This is a genomic window from Cognatishimia sp. (genome assembly GCF_049116455.1).
Lineage (GTDB): Bacteria > Pseudomonadota > Alphaproteobacteria > Rhodobacterales > Rhodobacteraceae > Cognatishimia.
This window is the reverse complement of record NZ_JAGDYW010000007.1, coordinates 97,821-115,770: the sequence shown is the minus strand read 5'-3', so window position 1 is coordinate 115,770 and position 17,950 is coordinate 97,821. Positions and strand designations below refer to the sequence as shown.

Genomic DNA, 17,950 nt, shown 5'->3' with positions numbered 1-17,950 from the left:
TTTGTAATCAGTAGGTCCGCGGTTCGAGTCCGTGTGGGGGCACCATCTTTTCAATAACTTACATGGTTTGGGTGCGCTGCAATCGATTGCTAGGGCGCGTATAGGACGCAGTGTACAGCTGTATGTTTCCTTTGAGAGTGTGGATGAGTCGCGGTGAAGAGCTGTTGTGTGATTCCTTGTAAGCCTTGGGCAGGGCACCAAATAAGGTAAGCGCAACTCTACTTGCTGAAATCGCGCAAATGTCCGGTTTACCTTTGTAAGTATCATTCGAAAGCCCAGAGGGGGGTTCTAACATCCGACGTTTATCAAATCGATTTACTGACCTGATTGGGTAGAGGTGCGAAATCTGCGTTTCAAACGAAAACTTGCCATGCCATAAGTACAAAAACCAAAGACTTTCTGGGACAATTTATGACCGACGAGCAAAAGAAAAAGCTTCAAAAAACACTTTGGGACATTGCAGACACACTGCGGGGCAAGATGAATGCGGATCAATTCCGCGATTATATTCTTGGCTTTATCTTCTACAAATATTTGTCCGAACGTATGTTTCTGTTTGCTCAAGATGCACTAAAAGCAGACGGTATTGATTTCTTAGAAATCGATGAAAACTCCGATGAAGGTCGCGAGTATCTGGAAGCAATAAAGGACGCCTCGGTTGATGCCATTGGTTATTTTCTGAAGCCTTCAGAGTTGTTCTCGAACCTTGCAAAGCGAGGGCTGGAACCTGGTAATTTTATCATTGAAGATCTGACCCGCATCCTACGCAATATCGAAAGCTCGACCATGGGCACGGAGAGCGAGGATGATTTTCATGACCTGTTCTCTGACATTGACCTATCGTCCAATAATTTGGGTCGGACGGAAGAGGCTAAGAATACTCTAATCGCTCGGGTTCTGACCCATTTGGATGCCATAGATTTTGAGATTGAAAACTCAAACAGTGACGTTCTCGGTGATGCCTATGAATATCTGATTGGAAAGTTTGCCTCAGGAGCTGGTAAGAAAGCTGGAGAGTTCTATACGCCGCAAGAAGTCTCGACTATTCTTGCTAGAATTGTGACTTCAGGGAAAACGCGATTGCGTTCCGTTTATGACCCCACCTGTGGGTCGGGTTCGCTGTTGTTACGGATCAACAAAGAAGCCGAAGTTGGCGAGTTCTTCGGCCAAGAAATGAACCGTACCACCTATAACTTGGCACGTATGAATATGATCCTTCATGGGGTGCATTATGCTCAGTTTGACCTGAAGCAGGATGATACGCTGGAAAATCCGCTGCATGTAGATCAAAAGTTCGATGCAGTTGTTGCCAATCCACCGTTCTCAGCAAAATGGTCGTCCAATCCCATCCTGCTAACCGATGACCGTTTTGCCCGGTACGGAAAACTCGCGCCAGCATCCAAGGCCGATTTTGCTTTTGTTCAGCATATGCTGCACCAGTTGGATGACAGTGGTACGATGGCAGTTATCCTGCCGCATGGGGCACTGTTCCGTGGGGCTGCTGAGGGGCACATTCGTGAATACCTGATCAAGGAGTGTAATTGGCTGGATGCTGTGATTGGTCTCCCCGCCAATATCTTTTATGGCACCTCTATTCCTACCTGCATTCTCGTACTGAAGAAATGCCGTGAGCATCCTGAAAACGTTCTTTTTGTGGATGCTTCAGGCTGCTCCGAAAAGGCCAAGAGCCAGAACGTCCTATTGCCTGGGCATATTGACCGCATCGTGAACGCTTATCGTGATCGGAAGGAAGAAGAGCGCTTTGCCCATCTTGCCCCATTGAAAGAAATCGACGAAAACGATTTCAACCTCAATATTCCGCGTTATGTGGACACGTTTGAGCCAGAACCCGAGGTGAATCTGGCCGCCGTGACAGCAGAAGTCAAAAGGATTGATCATGAAATAGCGGAGGCCGATGCGCAGATCCATGCCTTTTGTGAGGAACTGGGGTTGGAGGCGCCGCTGTGAGTGATGTGGTGAGCTCCTCAGTGCCAGAGCTGCGCTTTCCAGAGTTTTCCGAGGAGTGGGCACGCGCCAGGCTCGGCGATTTCATGAGTTTCAAAAACGGTGTAAATGCCCAAAGAGACGCATATGGGGATGGTGCGAAGTTCATCAACGTGATGGATATTATTCGCTCCGAACCAATCACTTACCAGAATATCATTGGCCGTGTTGAAGTTTCAGAAAGCGATTTCATAAAAAACGAGGTTAAATACGGGGACATTCTGTTCCAGCGAAGCTCGGAGACACGCGAGGAAGTTGGGCAAAGCAACATTTACCTTGATGATATAAATTCTGCGGTCTTCGGTGGTTTTGTTATTCGGGGTAGGCCGATTAAGCAATTTGATCCACGGTTCTTCAATGCACTTCTGAAGACCCAAAGAGTCCGCAAGGATATGACGAGTAGAAGCGGAGGAAGCACCCGCTTTAACATTGGTCAAGACAGTCTTTCAGCAGTCGAGGTCAATGTTCCCCCAAAGGTTGCCGAACAACAAAAAATTGCTGGTTTTATTGAGGCGGTGTCTAAAAAACTTACTTTGTTCATGGAAAATCGCGCTGCGATGGAGGACTATAAACGCGGCCTGATGCAGCAGCTGTTTTCCCAAACCCTGCGTTTTACCCGGAACGACGGAACCGCATTTCCGGATTGGGAAGGAAAGAGGTTGGGCAAAGTATTTGTTGAACGAAGTGAGCGCGGAAATGAAGGCGCCGAATTGTTATCCGTGACGATGGATCGGGGTGTTGTCAGAGCCGTGGATGTAGATCGCGCGAATGGCGCAAGTGCAGATAGATCAAATTACAAAACTGTTTATGTTAATGACATTGCCTATAATTCGATGCGGATGTGGCAAGGGGCGAACGGAGTATCTAGTTATTTTGGAATTGTTAGCCCTGCCTATACAGTCATTACTCCAAACAAAGGTGAAATACCTGCTTTCTGGGGTTACTACTTTAAGCTCACGAAAGTCATTCGGGAGTTTCAGCGTTATTCACAAGGTCTGACTTCCGATACATGGAATTTAAAGTTTCCTGCATTGTCATCTTTAAAGTTGCCGGTTCCCCACCCAGAAGAACAACAAAAAATTGCCGATGCGCTGTCTGCCATCGACGCCAAAATCGATGCATTGAATTCAAAAATTACCCAGTTGGAAACCTTCAAAAAGGGCCTTCTGCAAAAAATGTTTGTGTAAATGGATAAACTAAGAATTCTAATTGAAGAGAGTAAAATTGATTTCCCGGAATTTGGTTATTATTTGCCAATTGTCGATAAGGCGCTTCGATATGAGACCGAGCGCCCCGACACGACTATTGAGTGCGTAAATTCCCTTCTCCAGGGGTTTTCAAAGACCATCATCATCGGCCTCGAAAATGGCGTGAATGAAGATGAACTTGATAAACCCTCAGAAGCAAAAAGTGACAAGCTCATCAAGAGAGCGATGAAATGCCTAAGGGAAAACGACGATCAATACGAAGACGACTTTGCTCGTCGCGGTGCGTCTCTCGCTCTATCGATTGCAACACTTAGAAACGCTCGTGGTGACATCACACATGGGAAGGCGGTCCCGAAGCGGCTGAATAGCCATCGAAACCTTGCAGCTTCTTGTAATGAGCTGGGTGGTAGCTTGTTGCGGTATATGTACGCAAGCTATCAATCTATCGCGCTTGAAAGACGTACCTTAGAGAGTGCTGGCACTATTGAGGAAGCGGACACAGGCGCCGATGGTGAATTTGAAGTAAACTATGACGACAATCCTGACTTCAATGAATTTCTAGACGAGCAGAACCCGTTGGATGGCAAGTTGTTGTATAGCGAAGCATTGTTTCATTTGTATTTGGAAGAGTACGTGATTTTGTTGGAAAGCTTCCTTGAGGAACAAGAAGAGGAGCTGGACGAATGACCCAATCCGAAGCTGATCTGGAGTCCGATCTGGTTAACCGGTTGGTCGGACTGGGCTACGCCAAAATCTCTTTACCGAATATGGAAGCTGTCCAAACCAACCTGCGTACTCAATTAGGAATCAATAACGAGATTATATTTTCAGATAGAGAATTCGCCAAAGTTCTGAATCATCTCAATAAGGGTAATGTGTTTCAAAAAGCGGGTATCCTACGCGACCGGATGCATTTGGAGCGTGATGACGGGTCGTCGGCATGGATCAGGTTCCTTAATTGCGAAGAGTGGTGCCAGAACGAGTATCAGGTCACAACGCAGGTTACGGTCGAAAACAAGCGCCAGACGCGCTTTGACGTGACGCTTTTAATCAATGGTTTACCGTTGGTGCAGATCGAGTTGAAACGGCGCGGTGCTGAGTTGAAAGAAGCGTTCAACCAAATCAATCGTTACCACAAAGACAGTTTTTGGGGCGAAGGTGGTTTGTTCCAGTACGTCCAGATCTTCGTGATTTCAAACGGTGTTGATACGAAATACTACGCCAACAACCGCAAGCAGGACTACAAGCAGACATTTTTCTGGGCGGAGGAAGACAACACTCTGGTCACGCAGCTTAGCGCTTTTACCGATGCGTTTTTGGAAAAGTGCCATGTCAGCAAGATGATCGCAAAATACATTGTCTTGCATCAGGAACATAAGATTCTGATGGTTTTGCGTCCATATCAATTTTATGCGGTCGAGGCAATTGTCGAGCGTGTCAAAGCTGGGCGACAAAACGGCTATGTTTGGCACACTACCGGATCGGGAAAGACCTTAACCAGCTTTAAGGCTTCACAAGTTCTGATTGATAACCCGAAGGTCGACAAAGTTGTCTTCGTGGTGGACCGTGCGGATTTGGACTACCAAACCCAGAAAGAATTCAATCACTTTAAAGAAGGCTCAATCAACGGCACCAATAACACAAAGGCGCTGATCAAGCAGATGCTTGGGCGGGACAAATTGATTGTCACAACAATCCAGAAACTAAACACCGCAATCCCTAAGGAGGGAGGTAAAGGTGCGCTGGACGCCGTGAAAGACAAACGGGTCGTATTTATCTTTGATGAATGTCATCGCTCGCAATTTGGCGATACGCACAAGCGGATCGTTCGATACTTTTCAAAAGCTCAGCTGATCGGTTTCACAGGAACACCGATTTTAAAGGAAAACGCGGTGGGTAAGCGCACCACCGAGGATCTGTTCACCAAGCGGCTGCATACCTATGTCATTACAGATGCTATTAGCGACGAGAATGTACTTCGGTTCTCGGTTGAGTACTGGGGTAAGATTAAGCGCAAGGATGGTAGCCTGATCGATGAAGATGTCAGCGCGATCAATATTAAAGAGTTTTACGAAAACCCTGAGCGTATCGAGAATATTGTCGATTGGGTAATCCAAAATCACGATAAAAAGACCCACGGTAAGAAGTTCAGCGCGATGATGTGCGTGGGATCTGTCGATGCCCTGATGACCTACTACGAGACTTTCAAACGTAAAAGAGATGCTGGCGAGCATCACTTGCGTGTAGGGACGATATTCACTTTTGGACCAAATGAAGAAAGCCCGGAGGCGAACGGTGAAATCCCTGATCCGGATCTAGATGTCGTCGAAGGCGGGGGCGATCCGAGTAAGCGCGATAAGCTTGAACTGTATGTAGAAGATTATAACGCTATGTTTAACACCAGCGAGACGGTTAAGGATAGCAGGGGTTTTTACACATATTACAATAACCTGAGTAAGCGTCTGAAGGACCGCGAGAAGGAGGGCGCGCTCGACAAAGATCGGCTGGACATACTGTTGGTCGTAAACATGTTCCTGACAGGGTTTGATGCCAAGAAAGTTAATACGCTCTATGTCGATAAGAACCTAAAATACCACGGTTTGATTCAAGCGTTCTCGCGGACAAATCGAACGATGGGCCAGATAAAATCACAGGGCAACATCGTTTGTTTCAGAAATCTGAAATCTGCGACTGATGAAGCGATTTCTCTGTTCTCGGACAGCGACGCAGACGCAACCATTCTATTAGAGCCTTATGAAGCGTATGTGGATCAATTCAATGATGCGGTCGTTCACTTGTATTCGATTGTAGAAACTGTCGATGGTGTGAATGATCTTCAACGTGAAGAAGACAAACTGGCATTTGTAAAAGCATTTCGCCGCTTAATGCGTATCAAGAACGTATTGACTAGCTTTATCGAGTTCTCCTTCGATGATCTCGATATGAGTGCGCAGACTTTCGAAGACTATGCCGGAAAGTACACCGGGATTGCGGATCGCGTAAGGTCGGAAACAAGCGAAGAAGCAGCGTCGATCATTAATGAAGTTGATTTTGAACTAGAGCTTATTCAACGTGATGAAATCAATGTTTCGTATATTCTTGATTTGCTTTCGACGGCAATTACAGATCTAGACAGCGCTGATAAAGCGAAAGCCGACGCCGCCAAGGCAAAGAAAAAGCACGTATTTGATTTGCTGAAAAATGAGCGGCAGCTACGCAGTAAGCGTGATTTAATTGAGAAGTTTATAGATGAACACATGTCGAGCTATGACGGCGAGGCAAACATAAATGATGAGTTCGCCGCATTTTGGAACGAAGAGCGGAATAAAGCGGTCGTAGCATTTAGCGAGCGTGAGAAGATTGATCAGGTTTTACTGATGTCTATGCTCGATGGATACCGATTTACCGGGAAACTGCCGATCCAGTCGGAAATTGTGGATGCTCTAGAACAGCAGCCGAGCATTCTTAAACGGAAGAGCATTGTTGAACGGGTGAAAAAACAAATCCTCAATCTTGTAAGCGTTTTTGATGAGGGGATCGGAGGCTCGTAGTTTCGGAAATGGAACACGCTTAAATACCCGAAGGTAATTTCATAAGTGTGCGTGCTGCAGCCTCGTATTGATCTGTAGGTACATATATGGATCTTCTGTCGAGCGTTCTCAGGACACCAGCAACTTTTAATTTACGTGCCACATCCAACGCTTTGGAGTTTCGTTCGGGTGCAAATCGACCAAAGGTGTGCAAACTTGAAACTACCATCTGGCAATCTGCTTGATCGCCTAAGACTGTATATATTTTGGAAATAAGGCCGACGACGGTTATAGCTTCTTCAACAATTGGAGTTTCTCGCCTTATTTCCGCAAGAACCCAATTTACCTTTTGTGCCGCATGTTCGACTAGTTGCAGAGCCATTTCTCCAATTTCTTGGTTCGACGCGGTGGTTTGGCGGCGAAAAACGTTTCGAATAGCTCGTCTCCCGAATTCTACTTCAAAACGCACACGCCGATTTGTTTTTGCGTAGACGCGAAGCCATAAGTCGTTTTGAAGCTGGATATTGATAGATTTACTGTTGAAAGTAATTTCCTCATCGGGACGGCGAAACTCTCGATTGCGAATTTTTATGCGTTCGGAAAGTCTTTGGAGTGGAATTGATAGCTCTTCAACGAGTGCGGTTGAGTCTGCGGATGAGAACTCCCAATATACTTCGAGTAATTGAAGTGACCTATAACTTCGCTCTTCAAAACCGATTTCCTCTTCATCCATTCTCCGGCGCAACAGTCCGACAACGGTCTCATCTATTTCATCCAAGTATAAGGTCATTATTTGACTGACAGAATTCTGCAAAACGTATCCGAATGCGCGCGCGTTGCCGATTAGCAGATTGTCAGAGGGCAACAATGGGGTCTCGTTTCTGAACCACCTAGGATTACGTTCGATGGCCAAAAATGGCGGATAGGTTATCCGCGGTCTATATACCCCTCTGAATCGTTGAGCCTGAACAAATCTCGTTAAGTTTAGCGAAGCCCCTATGCACAATGTGACAGTTCCGCCACGTAGAGCAGGAAATCTGGATCTTGGTTTGGCCTTTTTTATTTCGCCTGAGATTAAAGGCCGCGAGGAATATTCGCTATTTCCAGAACCTCCTCGAGAAAACTTAACTGTAGCTTTTGCTCGAACGTTCGTATTGTTTGCAGAGGAGAATAATTGAACTTGCGAGTCCCGAGCAGTCGGAATTTCAAAATGGTCGAGCGAATTGAGCGCATAACAAATTTGGTCGTTTTCGCCGGTAATTTTGTAATCACCAATATCTAGTACAAACCGGTCTATCATCGCATTACCAGAGGTAACTTCTGATACCGAAGAGAAACTGGGAAGGAAGTCATCTATGAGAGTCACGTCTCTATCCCTCTTATAAGCATAAACTGCTTATACTATAGGGACATAAATCTGTGATGTAGTCTGTGAATTGTTGTCGTGTGCCAGCTCTGATTTCTAAATGATCTAAGGCCTATTTGGTTGAAACGTTCTGCAATTGCTCGGTACGACATATTTTCGCTACTTCGAAGTTGGGCAATCTGTGGACCGATTTGCTGGCAGAACTGGTCCGCCGTTTTAGCATTTGTTTTCGCCAACTGTTTCCCAAACTTGCCAAGTTCGACGCCATTGCGTTTGGCGGCAGATAGAGCGGCCTTAGTTCGTTCGCTTATTCGACGCGCTTCTTCCTCAGCCATTGCCGCGTAGACATGCAGCATAAACTTGTCGGCATTCGGCATATCGAGGGCAATAAACTTGATGTTGCTTTCCAACAGGCCGGATATGAAGTGAACGTTTCTAGCTAACCGATCCAGTTTAGCTATCAAAAGCACAGCGTTATTTATCTTACATGCTTCGATTGCTGCACCCAACTCCGGTCTATTGGATTTCCTTCCGCTTTCAATTTCAGTAAATTGGCCTAGGACTTCCAAATTTTCTGAACGTGCGTAATTCAGGGTGGCGGTACGCTGAGCTTCTAGCCCAAGTCCACTTTGCCCCTGTTTGTTCGTGGAAACGCGGTAGTAGGCAAAACACTCTAGTGGCATCTGTTATGTCCTCCATGCACAGGTAAACGTTGGTTTGCTTGTGTACAGATCTGTTCGCCTTCCGCTCCAAATTTTAGGTTTTGGGTGCAATTTTACGAGAGGGCTAGAAATGTGTGTCAGATGTACATCTTATTTTCATTAAAACCCTTATTTTCATTGGGTTTTTCCGCGCTTTTGGCTTGCAATCGATTGAAAGACAGTGACGCTGGGAGAGTTCTAGGGTCAATATCCGTCATTTTATGTTAAGTTACAAAGAGTTACGAAAAGTTAAGCGTGCATAAAATGGGGGTTTTGGCGCCCGCGAGTTCTAGGACATATTTGTCGATTTACGATGCGAAAAGTCTGTTATGTCCTCCGCTTTCTTTTGATCGAATTTTTCAATCTGAAAGTGTTATGTCGAAAAATTTTTTCAGGTGGGAAATTTTGGACAATTGGAAATACAGGGGTACTTGAATTGGGATTTTGGAAAAAATGGGTCCCCCTTAAGCGGGGCAAGAAGATAATAGATGGGCTTAAGCCCTAGCTAAGTTTACTGTCCAATGCTCGGCGAATTTATTGGTTTTGTATTCGCTAGATTTAGCTCTCTATAAAGTCTTGTATGCTTTTGGGGCTATACCAAATCCTTCCGCCCCATTTTTCAAATTCAGGAGGTAAACCGAGACTGCGTCGATTTTGAAGTGTACTAACGGATAAGCCAAGGGCTGCCGCAGCAGCAACTTCATTCATATAACCGTTTTGTAGCTTTTTTGCTTTTCGCGGTGATGAGGATACGGCCATGGTTTGATTCTTGACCTTCGGGTTCCGTGGCAAGTTTGTGTTCGGGTCGCGCAGAATTATCTTTCTCGGTCTTTGGATTTTCGGACGATTGATTGGCATTAATCATCTCCCAGTAATATTTTGAACGCCTTTGCAGTAACCTGATTATGCACATTTTGAATGACGTCGGATCTGGCGTGAACATATCTTTCGGTGGATCTGTATGAACTGTGACCACCGATTGCCGCCGTAGTTTGTAAGTCGCTGACGGCGCTGACTGCGGATAATACGTTGTGCCTAATGTCATGCGGTCTAAAATTTTCGATGTCAGCCATCTGAATTAGTTTAGCCCAAGTCTTTTTGAAGTCCTTAAGTGGCCCTGTTCCCATCGGGTTTGGAAATAGCCAATCTGAATCCTTAGTAGTTTTCATCGCCTCCAAAAGCTTAATCAAATCTGGTGGAATTCCCTGAGACATTGGATCTGTCTTCGTTCGTCTGTATCGTAAGAGGCGTCTTTCAAAATCTATGTCGCTCCATCTTAACCTTAATACTTCGGACTTTCGCCGACCTGTCGCAAATAGAAAAAGAATAGCGTCCAAAGATGGTGAAATATGGGGCTTTTCCGCTTTTAAATGCAGTATTGCTCTACCGAAAGCTGCCAGCTCTTTTTCACTAAGCAACCGGTATCTAGGGTTTTCTTGGAACTTCGATATGTTTTTGGTCGGGTTGGAGCCAAAAGGAAGGTAGCCGTTTTTCTCTGCAAAATTAAAAATATTTCGAAGCAGCCCAACCGCGCGATTGGACATGTAGATGGTATTTTTTTCTTTAATTGTAGGTCGCGAACATCCTCAGGAGATATTCTGTGAATTGGTTTCGTGCCAAATGCTGGAAGCAGAATACTGTTCAGAATTTGACGATACCCGCGCAATGTCGTTTCACGTAAGTGCAGCTCAGCGTAGGTGGACATAAAATAGTCCGCAAAATCAGTAAATGTGGTTCCACCTCGCGCGTTTTTCTTTTCTTGAACCGGGTCTCCACCATCAGCAATTTCGGCAGCGGCTTTCATAGCGCGTATTCGGGCGGCTGACGCTGACAGAGTAGGGTAATCACCTAGTTTTAATTTCCGTTCGCGTCCTTCTAGGTTGCGGTAGCGAACAATAAAACTCTTAGCGCCTTTGGGTGTGATCTTTAGTTGAAGCTTTGGAAAATCTGCGTCTTTAACGAAATAGTCCTTAGTCCAAGGAGGCAAATTCTTTATTACGTTTTCAGTTAGTTTTAGGGTCTCATTTATAGGCCGTTTTATGGTTCTTTTCTTTATGGGCATGAATTTCTAGGACGCATATAGGACACAAAGATGAGGAATTTACGGTAAATTTCGGCTTGGACTTCAGTAAATAATAGTAAAAATATCCATTAAAGTCAAAGCTTTAGGATGGTTTGGTAAGCGTCTGTAAATGCTGAAAATATGGTTTGTAATCAGTAGGTCCGCGGTTCGAGTCCGTGTGGGGGCACCACTTCAAACCTTCCCAAACATATTGTCTTTGCGGTTCTTACGCTGATTTTAATCATGTCGCGCTCATTTCGTCTGATACGATGCAAATTTCGTGATCGGACATCTGGATGTCATGCAAGGATGGTTGGTTCCCAAGCGTTGATCGAATAGACAGGTCTTAAGGATCAAGGGAACCACAATGACCAAAGACGACCATCTGACTTTCCGCCAATTTATGCTGAACGAATACCGTGAACACGGCACGCCAAAGGACTTGATTTTCCTGCTGGAGGATATCGCCACGGCCTGCCGAACCATCTCACATAAAATCCGCAGCGGTGCTTTTGCGGGCACGTTGGGCGCAACCGAAGACACCAATGTGCAAGGGGAAACCCAGAAGCAGTTGGATGTGATCGCCAATGATCAATTCATGATGCATTGTGCTAACTGCAGCCGCGTTGCGGCGCTGGTCTCAGAAGAGTTGGACAATGTGGTTTGGCTCAAAGACAAAGCTGAGGCGGGCGATTATATTATCTATTTCGACCCGCTGGATGGCTCTTCCAATCTGGAATTGAACATCTCTGTTGGATCGATCTTTTCGATAGTTGAGTTGAAAGAACCCTTGGCAGAGCTGACAGACGAAGCGGTGTTGATCCCAGGGTCCGAGCAAATCTGTGCAGGCTATTCTTTGTATGGGCCGTCGACCTCTCTGGTCATCACCACAGGGCACGGCGTCAATGGCTTCACCCATTTGAACGGCTCAGGCGAATTCCTTCTGACCTTCCCGAATATGACTGTGCCTGCAGAAACCAATGAGTATGCAATCAATGCAAGCCGCCAGAAGTATTGGGAGCCAGCCATTGCGCGTTATATCGATGAATGTCTGGCCGGTGTTGATGGCCCTCGAGAGCGTAAATTCAACATGCGCTGGGTGGCGTCGATGGTGGCTGAAGTACACCGTATCCTCACGCGCGGCGGGGTTTTTCTCTACCCGCGCGATGCTGAAAATGCGGCGATGGGTGGCCGGTTGCGTTTGCTGTATGAAGCCAGCCCAATGGCATTCATCATTGAACAAGCGGGCGGTAAAGCTTCGACCGGTGAAGTCCAAATTATGGATCTTATGCCAACAGATCTGCACCAGCGTTGCGGCGTGATTTTGGGCTCCAGCGAAGAAGTTGATCGCATCGACGCCTACCACAGAGACTGATCAGGCCAGACCCATCACCGCCTTCGGGCAGTGATCTTTTTAAGTAAAGATTTCGGAGGTCGCTTTGACCACAATCCACATTTCAACAACGCCTTTTGCCGGGCAAAAGCCCGGCACTTCTGGTCTGCGCAAAAAGACCCGTGAATTCATGCAGCCCGGGTTTCTGGAAAATTTTGCCCAGTCGATTTTCAACGCCATTGAAGGTGCAGAGGGCAAAACCTTTGTGGTGGGCGGCGATGGGCGGTTTTTTAACGCCGAAGCCATCCAATCCATTCTGAAAATGGCCGCCGCCAATGGGGCCTCAAAGGTGTTGGTCGGCCAGAATGGTCTGCTGTCAACGCCTGCCGCCTCTCACCTGATCCGCAAGTATGGCGCGGATGGCGGGTTTATCCTGTCAGCCAGCCACAATCCCGGCGGGATCGATGAAGACTTTGGTTTGAAATTCAACGCGGCCAATGGTGGGCCAGCACCGGAAAGTTTGACCGCAAAGATGTTGGCTGAGTCCGAGGCGATCTCTGAATACGTTCTTTCTGATGCTGCCGACATTGATCTGTCGGTTCTGGGTGAGACCCATTTGGACGCGATGCAGGTGCAAATCATCGATCCGGTCAGTGATTACGCCGCGCTGATGCAAAGCCTGTTTGATTTTAACGCCATTCGCGAGATGTTTGCTGGTGGTTTTCGTATGCGTTTTGACGCGATGCACGCCGTCACCGGGCCTTATGCGACCAAGATTTTCGAAGAGATATTGGGGGCCACAAAAGGCACCGTGATCAACGGTGTTCCGCTTGTGGATTTCGGCAAAGGTCACCCGGATCCGAACCCTGTCTGGGCCAAAGAACTGATGGCTGAAATGCTGGGGGCGGATGCGCCAGATTTCGGCGCAGCTTCTGATGGCGATGGCGACCGCAACCTGATCGTTGGGCCGGGCCAATATGTCAGTCCGTCGGACAGCCTTGCCGTGTTGGCCGCCAATGCGCATCTTGCACCAGGCTATAAGGATGGCATTGCGGGTATCGCGCGTTCGATGCCAACCTCTGCTGCCAGCGATCGCGTGGCCGAAAAGCTGGGCATTGAAAGCCACGAAACCCCCACCGGGTGGAAGTTCTTTGGCAACCTGCTGGATGCGGGGCGTGTGACCATCTGTGGCGAGGAAAGTGCTGGCACTGGATCAGATCACGTGCGTGAAAAAGACGGGCTTTGGGCAGTGCTTTTGTGGCTGAATATTCTGGCTGTGCGCAAAGAAAGTGTCGCGGCCATCATGCAGGATCACTGGCAGATCTACGGGCGGGACTATTACTCGCGTCACGATTATGAGGCGCTGCCAATCGAGATCGCGCAGGGAGTCATGAGCCGTCTTGAAGCGTCTTTTGCAGACCTGCCGGGCACTCAGGTGGCGGGGCTGACCGTGGCGTCAGCGGATTCCTTTGCCTATAACGATCCAGTGGATGGCTCAACTTCAGCCAACCAAGGGCTGCGGATCTTCTTTGAAGGTGGTGCGCGGGCGGTGTTGCGATTGTCTGGCACCGGAACCGTTGGCGCGACTCTGCGGGTCTATCTACAGAATTACGAAGCCGGCGATGGCGATCTGTCCCAAGATCCACAAGAAGCGTTAAAACCCGTGATTGCTGCGGCGCATCAGCTTGCAGGTCTAGAAAAGCTGGGCCGCGATGGCCCAGATGTCTGTACCTAGTGTGTGATTTGCATCGGCATAAAATAACATAATGATAGTTATGCGATTAATACCAGCGACCGATGGCAATCAGACTGACGGTCTGTCCGGTTGTGGAGGTTGTCGCAAATCCTGCAAAAGACCAAGCCATCGCGCTGCCAGCGCGGCCATTGATCCAACCGTTGGCTGAGGACTCCAGTGATCCGCTTGCGGACGGAGTGCTAACGAACGCCATCGGGAAATCATGATTGGCTGTCCCGGACCAAAACAGGCCCGCATTGGCTTGGTTAATATCAACCGCCACCGATGCCGTGCAAATCTGAGTGCCATCTGCAAAGCGTACATAATCGCCCTGTGCGTTTGACCCCTGTTCGATGATTGCGCCTGTAGGCATTCCGCTGCTTTCGGAAACAGTCCCTAGCACATTGCCAGGCCCGTAGGCGTAATCTGCACGGGCAAGCTTTCCCGCCGTTGTGTCTGTTGCAGTTGTCTGAACCGCTGCCCCGCTGGCGTGGCCCGTCGCTGGATCAAAAGACATCGCATCGGTCCAGGCACTGCCATCCGGCGAGACTTTGATGCGGAACTGTGTGTCTCCCGCCAATCCCATTTCAGCATGTCCCGTCCAAGCGGATTGAAACAGCAAGGATGCTGTATCGCCATCTGAAGCCTTGTTGACTTTGATCTGATGCCCTGCCCCTGCATGGGAAAACAAACTGGCAGGTGCGGCCAAGGCCAGTCGATTGGTTGCGTCGTAGTTTGTTCCGATGCCCAGACCGTCAAGATTGTTGTTAGGGGAATTCCAACCCGTGGGGCCATAGACCACCAGTTGATCCCCGGCGATATCCCATGCGCGCCAGCCGTTTTGCGGTGCTTGAAAAACCCATTGATCCCCCTGCCATTGCGCGATGGCCCCGGCCTTTAGGCTCCATGTGCCTGTAGGGTTTGCGCCGATAAAATGCGTCTCGCCTGAAATCGGGCTGGCTGGCGGGGTTTCGGTATCGATCCCGTTCAACACCAATTGCGTGGCCCCATCCAAAAGCAAAAGCGCTTCGTTATGGGTGACATGTTTCTGGGCTTGGGCGGGGGCCATGATGGGCAGCCTGAGGCGAGCAGTTGTGTCTGGCATGATGCGTCCTTCAACGAGAAATGTCCTCTCGCTGATAGCAACGCTTTGGATAGAAAAGATTGAGTGCAGCGTGCGCTGGCCGCGCAACTGTGGGGTGAAACCCCACCCTACGCGACGCGCGTTTAAGCGTTGTGCGCTTTGGTCAATTGGTCCAGCTCGACCAGCTGGCCGATCAAGGTCGCAAGCTTGTCCACCGGGATCATATTTGGTCCATCGCAAGGCGCCATATCCGGGTCTTGGTGGGTTTCGATGAACAGACCAGCCACGCCAACCGCCACAGCTGCACGCGCCACGGTCGCCACGAATTTCCGTTCTCCACCAGAGCTATTGCCGCGTCCGCCCGGTTGCTGAACCGAGTGTGTTGCGTCAAAAATCACTGGGCAACCGGTTTCGGACATGGTCGGCAAGCCTCGGAAATCATTGACCAAAGTGTTGTAGCCAAAGGAGGTGCCACGCTCACAGAGCATGATCTGCTCGTTGCCGGTGGTTTTGATCTTTTCGGCGACATTGGCCATTTCCCATGGTGCAAGGAACTGTCCTTTTTTGACGTTCAACGGTTTGCCCGTATTGCCAGCGGCCAGCAGCAAATCGGTCTGACGGCACAGAAAGGCCGGGATCTGGATGATGTCCACAACCTCGGCCACCGCTGGGCAATGGGTGGTTTCGTGCACGTCGGTGATGACCGGGCAGCCAAAAGTGTTGCGCACCTCTTCAAGGATTTTCAGGCCCTCATCCATTCCGATGCCGCGCGACGAACCAATCGAAGAACGGTTGGCCTTGTCATAGCTCGATTTGAAGATGAACTTAGACCCGGTTGGCGCCATCGCTTCGGCGACCTTTTCGGCCATCATCAGCGCGTGATCACGCCCTTCCAGCTGACACGGCCCCGCGATAAAGGAAATCGGGTTCTGCCCACCAAAGGCGATATCGCCGACATTTACGATGTTCTGTTCCATCAGAGATCCTTCAAAACCGATTCAATCCGAGGCACATCCTCGGGGTTATTCAACTCCCAAAACACGCGACCACGCCCTTCGACGATCACGCAGCGCACTTTGGTGTCATTGACCAGAAAACGCAGCTGCTCAAGCCCCTCAAGGGTCTCAAGCTCGCTCACTGGCCAGCTTGTATAGGCGGCCAGTGCATCCGGGCGATAGGCATAGACGCCGACATGGTGATAAACCGGGATGTAATCCGCAGGCACTTTGTCGGCATCAATATAGGGCAGCACTTCTTTGGAGAAATAGAGCGCGTGGCCTTTGGCGTTAAACACAGCTGTGGTGCCACCGACGCGACCGGCTTTGCGGTCCTCAACGAAGTGGCCATAGGTCAGCGGATCACATTGAAGGACAGGTGTCGCCACCTGTGCTTCCGGGTCGGCTTTCATCGCGGCGATCAGATCTTCAACAAACCAAGCCGGTGTCAGCGGCGCGTCGCCCTGCAGGTTCACGATCAGATCAGCCTCGATGCCTGCATTGGCTACAGCATCCGCACAGCGCGCAGTGCCGTTTTCACAAGATTCAGACGTCATGATCACATCAGCGCCAAAAGCCTCAGCCGCTTCTTTAATACGGTCATCGTCGGTGGCGACATAGACCGCATCGACGCCCTGAACCGTCTGCGCCGCTTCCCAGCTCATGCGGATCAGGCTTTTTTTGCTGCCATCAGGCAGGGTCAATTCAGCCAAAGGTTTGCCCGGATAGCGGGTCGACGCAAAGCGCGCCGGGATCAAGATAACTGTTTTCATGCGACACCTGCGCGCAAAAGGTCGTGGATATGCAAAATGCCCACCGGTTTGCCGGCGTCATCCGTGACGGGCAGTGTGGTGATTTTGCGTTCATTCAAAAGGGCGAGCGCTTGGGCCGCCAACATGTCTTCGGGCACAGAGATTGGCTTTGGGCTGGCGATTTCGCCTGCCGTTTTGCCCATCAGCACATCCATATTGCGTCGCAAGTCTCCATCGGTCACGGCCCCGACCAACACACCAGTTTCATCCAGCACCAAAGCAACGCCAAACCCTTTGGAGGTCATGGTCAACAAGACCTCAGACATTGGTTCGCTTGCGGCGACGATTGGCAGCTCCCCTGCCCCATGCATCAGATCTGCAACACGGCTGAGTTGCGTACCCAGCTTGCCGCCGGGATGGAAGGTGTGGAACTCATCCGTAGAAAACCCGCGTGCTTCCATGATCGCCACAGACAGCGCATCTCCGAGCGCCAAAGTAAGCGTTGTAGAGGTTGTTGGGGCTTTGCCGATTGAGCAGACTTCGGGGATTTTTGGCAGTGCCAATTTGTAATCGGCGGCCTTCATCAAGGTGCTGTTTGGATTGGATGAAATCGCAATCAGCGGGATGTTAAAGCGCCGTGTATAAAGCGTGATATCGCGTAGCTCGGCGGTTTCGCCAGAGTTGGAAATCAGCACACAGGCGTCATAGCGTGTAACCATGCCCAGATCGCCATGGCTTGCTTCGGCACCGTGCACGAAATAGCTGGGCGTTCCGGTGCTGGCCAAAGTCGCCGCGATCTTGCGGCCGATGTGGCCAGATTTGCCCACGCCTGACACAACAACACGCCCCTCAATACCAATCAGGCAGTCGACAGCGGATTCAAAATCGACGGGCAATTCATCCGCCATTTGCGCCACGGCTGCCGCTTCTTTTTGCAGAACCGACTTTGCGACGTCATTGGCAGACTTTTTACCTGCCACTGAATTTTCGGATGTGTTTTCGGAGCTCATATAGTTTGTCACCTATTGGACCGTATGTGGCCCGTTACCGTGACCTCATATAGGGTCGGAGGCATACATTGGTCAACGCGCGCAGGCAAAAGCCGTTCAGAAAGCCATCTTGTGTCCCAATCTGGGAATGACGTGGTAATTGCCAAATGGCGATATGTTTGTCATGACCA

At 49.1% G+C, this 17,950-nt stretch carries 14 protein-coding genes and 1 pseudogene; 6 read left to right on the top strand and 9 right to left on the bottom strand.

Going from position 1 to position 17,950, the window contains the following annotated elements:
* Positions 1 to 411: 411 nt before the first annotated feature.
* The 4 genes from JXQ85_RS16440 to JXQ85_RS16425 are packed head-to-tail and all read left to right on the top strand — an operon-like array spanning position 412 to position 6,763.
* A complete protein-coding gene (locus tag JXQ85_RS16440) occupies positions 412 to 1,968 on the top strand; it encodes a type I restriction-modification system subunit M (RefSeq protein WP_421750054.1) in 1,557 nt (518 codons plus the stop codon).
* Complete coding sequence (locus tag JXQ85_RS16435) at positions 1,965 to 3,191, top strand: restriction endonuclease subunit S (protein ID WP_421750053.1); 1,227 nt, start codon at positions 1,965 to 1,967, stop codon at positions 3,189 to 3,191. Before JXQ85_RS16440 ends, JXQ85_RS16435 begins: the two co-directional genes overlap by 4 nt.
* Positions 3,192 to 3,899 (top strand): hypothetical protein, encoded by a 708-nt coding sequence (locus JXQ85_RS16430; RefSeq protein WP_421750052.1) that lies wholly within the window; start codon positions 3,192 to 3,194, stop codon positions 3,897 to 3,899.
* Positions 3,896 to 6,763 (top strand): type I restriction endonuclease subunit R, encoded by a 2,868-nt coding sequence (locus JXQ85_RS16425; RefSeq protein WP_421750051.1) that lies wholly within the window; start codon positions 3,896 to 3,898, stop codon positions 6,761 to 6,763. Before JXQ85_RS16430 ends, JXQ85_RS16425 begins: the two co-directional genes overlap by 4 nt.
* Positions 6,764 to 6,782: 19 nt before the next feature.
* Here JXQ85_RS16425 and JXQ85_RS16420 read toward each other — a convergent pair whose 3' ends face one another.
* The 5 genes and pseudogenes from JXQ85_RS16420 to JXQ85_RS16400 form a co-directional block, all read right to left on the bottom strand.
* Entirely contained in the window at positions 6,783 to 8,108 is a 1,326-nt protein-coding gene (locus JXQ85_RS16420) for a hypothetical protein (RefSeq protein WP_421750050.1), read from the bottom strand.
* Positions 8,109 to 8,143: 35 nt separating this feature from the next.
* Entirely contained in the window at positions 8,144 to 8,791 is a 648-nt protein-coding gene (locus JXQ85_RS16415; RefSeq protein ID WP_421750049.1) for a recombinase family protein, read from the bottom strand.
* A gap of 576 nt (positions 8,792 to 9,367) precedes the next feature.
* Positions 9,368 to 9,667, bottom strand: a complete 300-nt coding sequence (locus JXQ85_RS16410) for a hypothetical protein (protein WP_421750048.1) — start codon at positions 9,665 to 9,667, stop codon at positions 9,368 to 9,370.
* Positions 9,667 to 10,353: a tyrosine-type recombinase/integrase gene (locus JXQ85_RS16405; protein ID WP_421750047.1), complete on the bottom strand. Its 687-nt coding sequence runs from the start codon at positions 10,351 to 10,353 to the stop codon at positions 9,667 to 9,669. Before JXQ85_RS16405 ends, JXQ85_RS16410 begins: the two co-directional genes overlap by 1 nt.
* A 35-nt stretch (positions 10,354 to 10,388) precedes the next feature.
* Positions 10,389 to 10,871 (bottom strand): annotated as a pseudogene (locus JXQ85_RS16400) (integrase arm-type DNA-binding domain-containing protein); the annotation flags it as partial.
* Positions 10,872 to 11,238: 367 nt separating this feature from the next.
* Between JXQ85_RS16400 and JXQ85_RS16395 the strand changes: the two are divergent.
* Both JXQ85_RS16395 and JXQ85_RS16390 read left to right on the top strand, forming a co-directional pair.
* Positions 11,239 to 12,246 (top strand): class 1 fructose-bisphosphatase, encoded by a 1,008-nt coding sequence (locus JXQ85_RS16395; protein WP_421750046.1) that lies wholly within the window; start codon positions 11,239 to 11,241, stop codon positions 12,244 to 12,246.
* Between the two features lie 64 nt (positions 12,247 to 12,310).
* A complete protein-coding gene (locus JXQ85_RS16390; protein ID WP_421750045.1) occupies positions 12,311 to 13,939 on the top strand; it encodes an alpha-D-glucose phosphate-specific phosphoglucomutase in 1,629 nt (542 codons plus the stop codon).
* A 46-nt stretch (positions 13,940 to 13,985) separates the two neighbouring features.
* Here JXQ85_RS16390 and JXQ85_RS16385 read toward each other — a convergent pair whose 3' ends face one another.
* The 4 genes from JXQ85_RS16385 to JXQ85_RS16370 form a co-directional block, all read right to left on the bottom strand.
* Entirely contained in the window at positions 13,986 to 15,044 is a 1,059-nt protein-coding gene (locus JXQ85_RS16385; protein WP_421750044.1) for a DUF2793 domain-containing protein, read from the bottom strand.
* A gap of 122 nt (positions 15,045 to 15,166) precedes the next feature.
* Positions 15,167 to 16,000, bottom strand: coding sequence for a 3-deoxy-8-phosphooctulonate synthase (kdsA, locus tag JXQ85_RS16380; RefSeq protein WP_421750043.1), 834 nt, complete (start codon positions 15,998 to 16,000; stop codon positions 15,167 to 15,169).
* Positions 16,000 to 16,791, bottom strand: a complete 792-nt coding sequence (locus tag JXQ85_RS16375; protein ID WP_421750042.1) for a 3-deoxy-manno-octulosonate cytidylyltransferase — start codon at positions 16,789 to 16,791, stop codon at positions 16,000 to 16,002. Before JXQ85_RS16375 ends, kdsA begins: the two co-directional genes overlap by 1 nt.
* A complete protein-coding gene (locus JXQ85_RS16370) occupies positions 16,788 to 17,780 on the bottom strand; it encodes a KpsF/GutQ family sugar-phosphate isomerase (RefSeq protein ID WP_421750041.1) in 993 nt (330 codons plus the stop codon). The genes JXQ85_RS16375 and JXQ85_RS16370 overlap by 4 nt, the downstream gene beginning before the upstream one ends.
* Between the last annotated feature and the right edge of the window lie 170 nt (positions 17,781 to 17,950).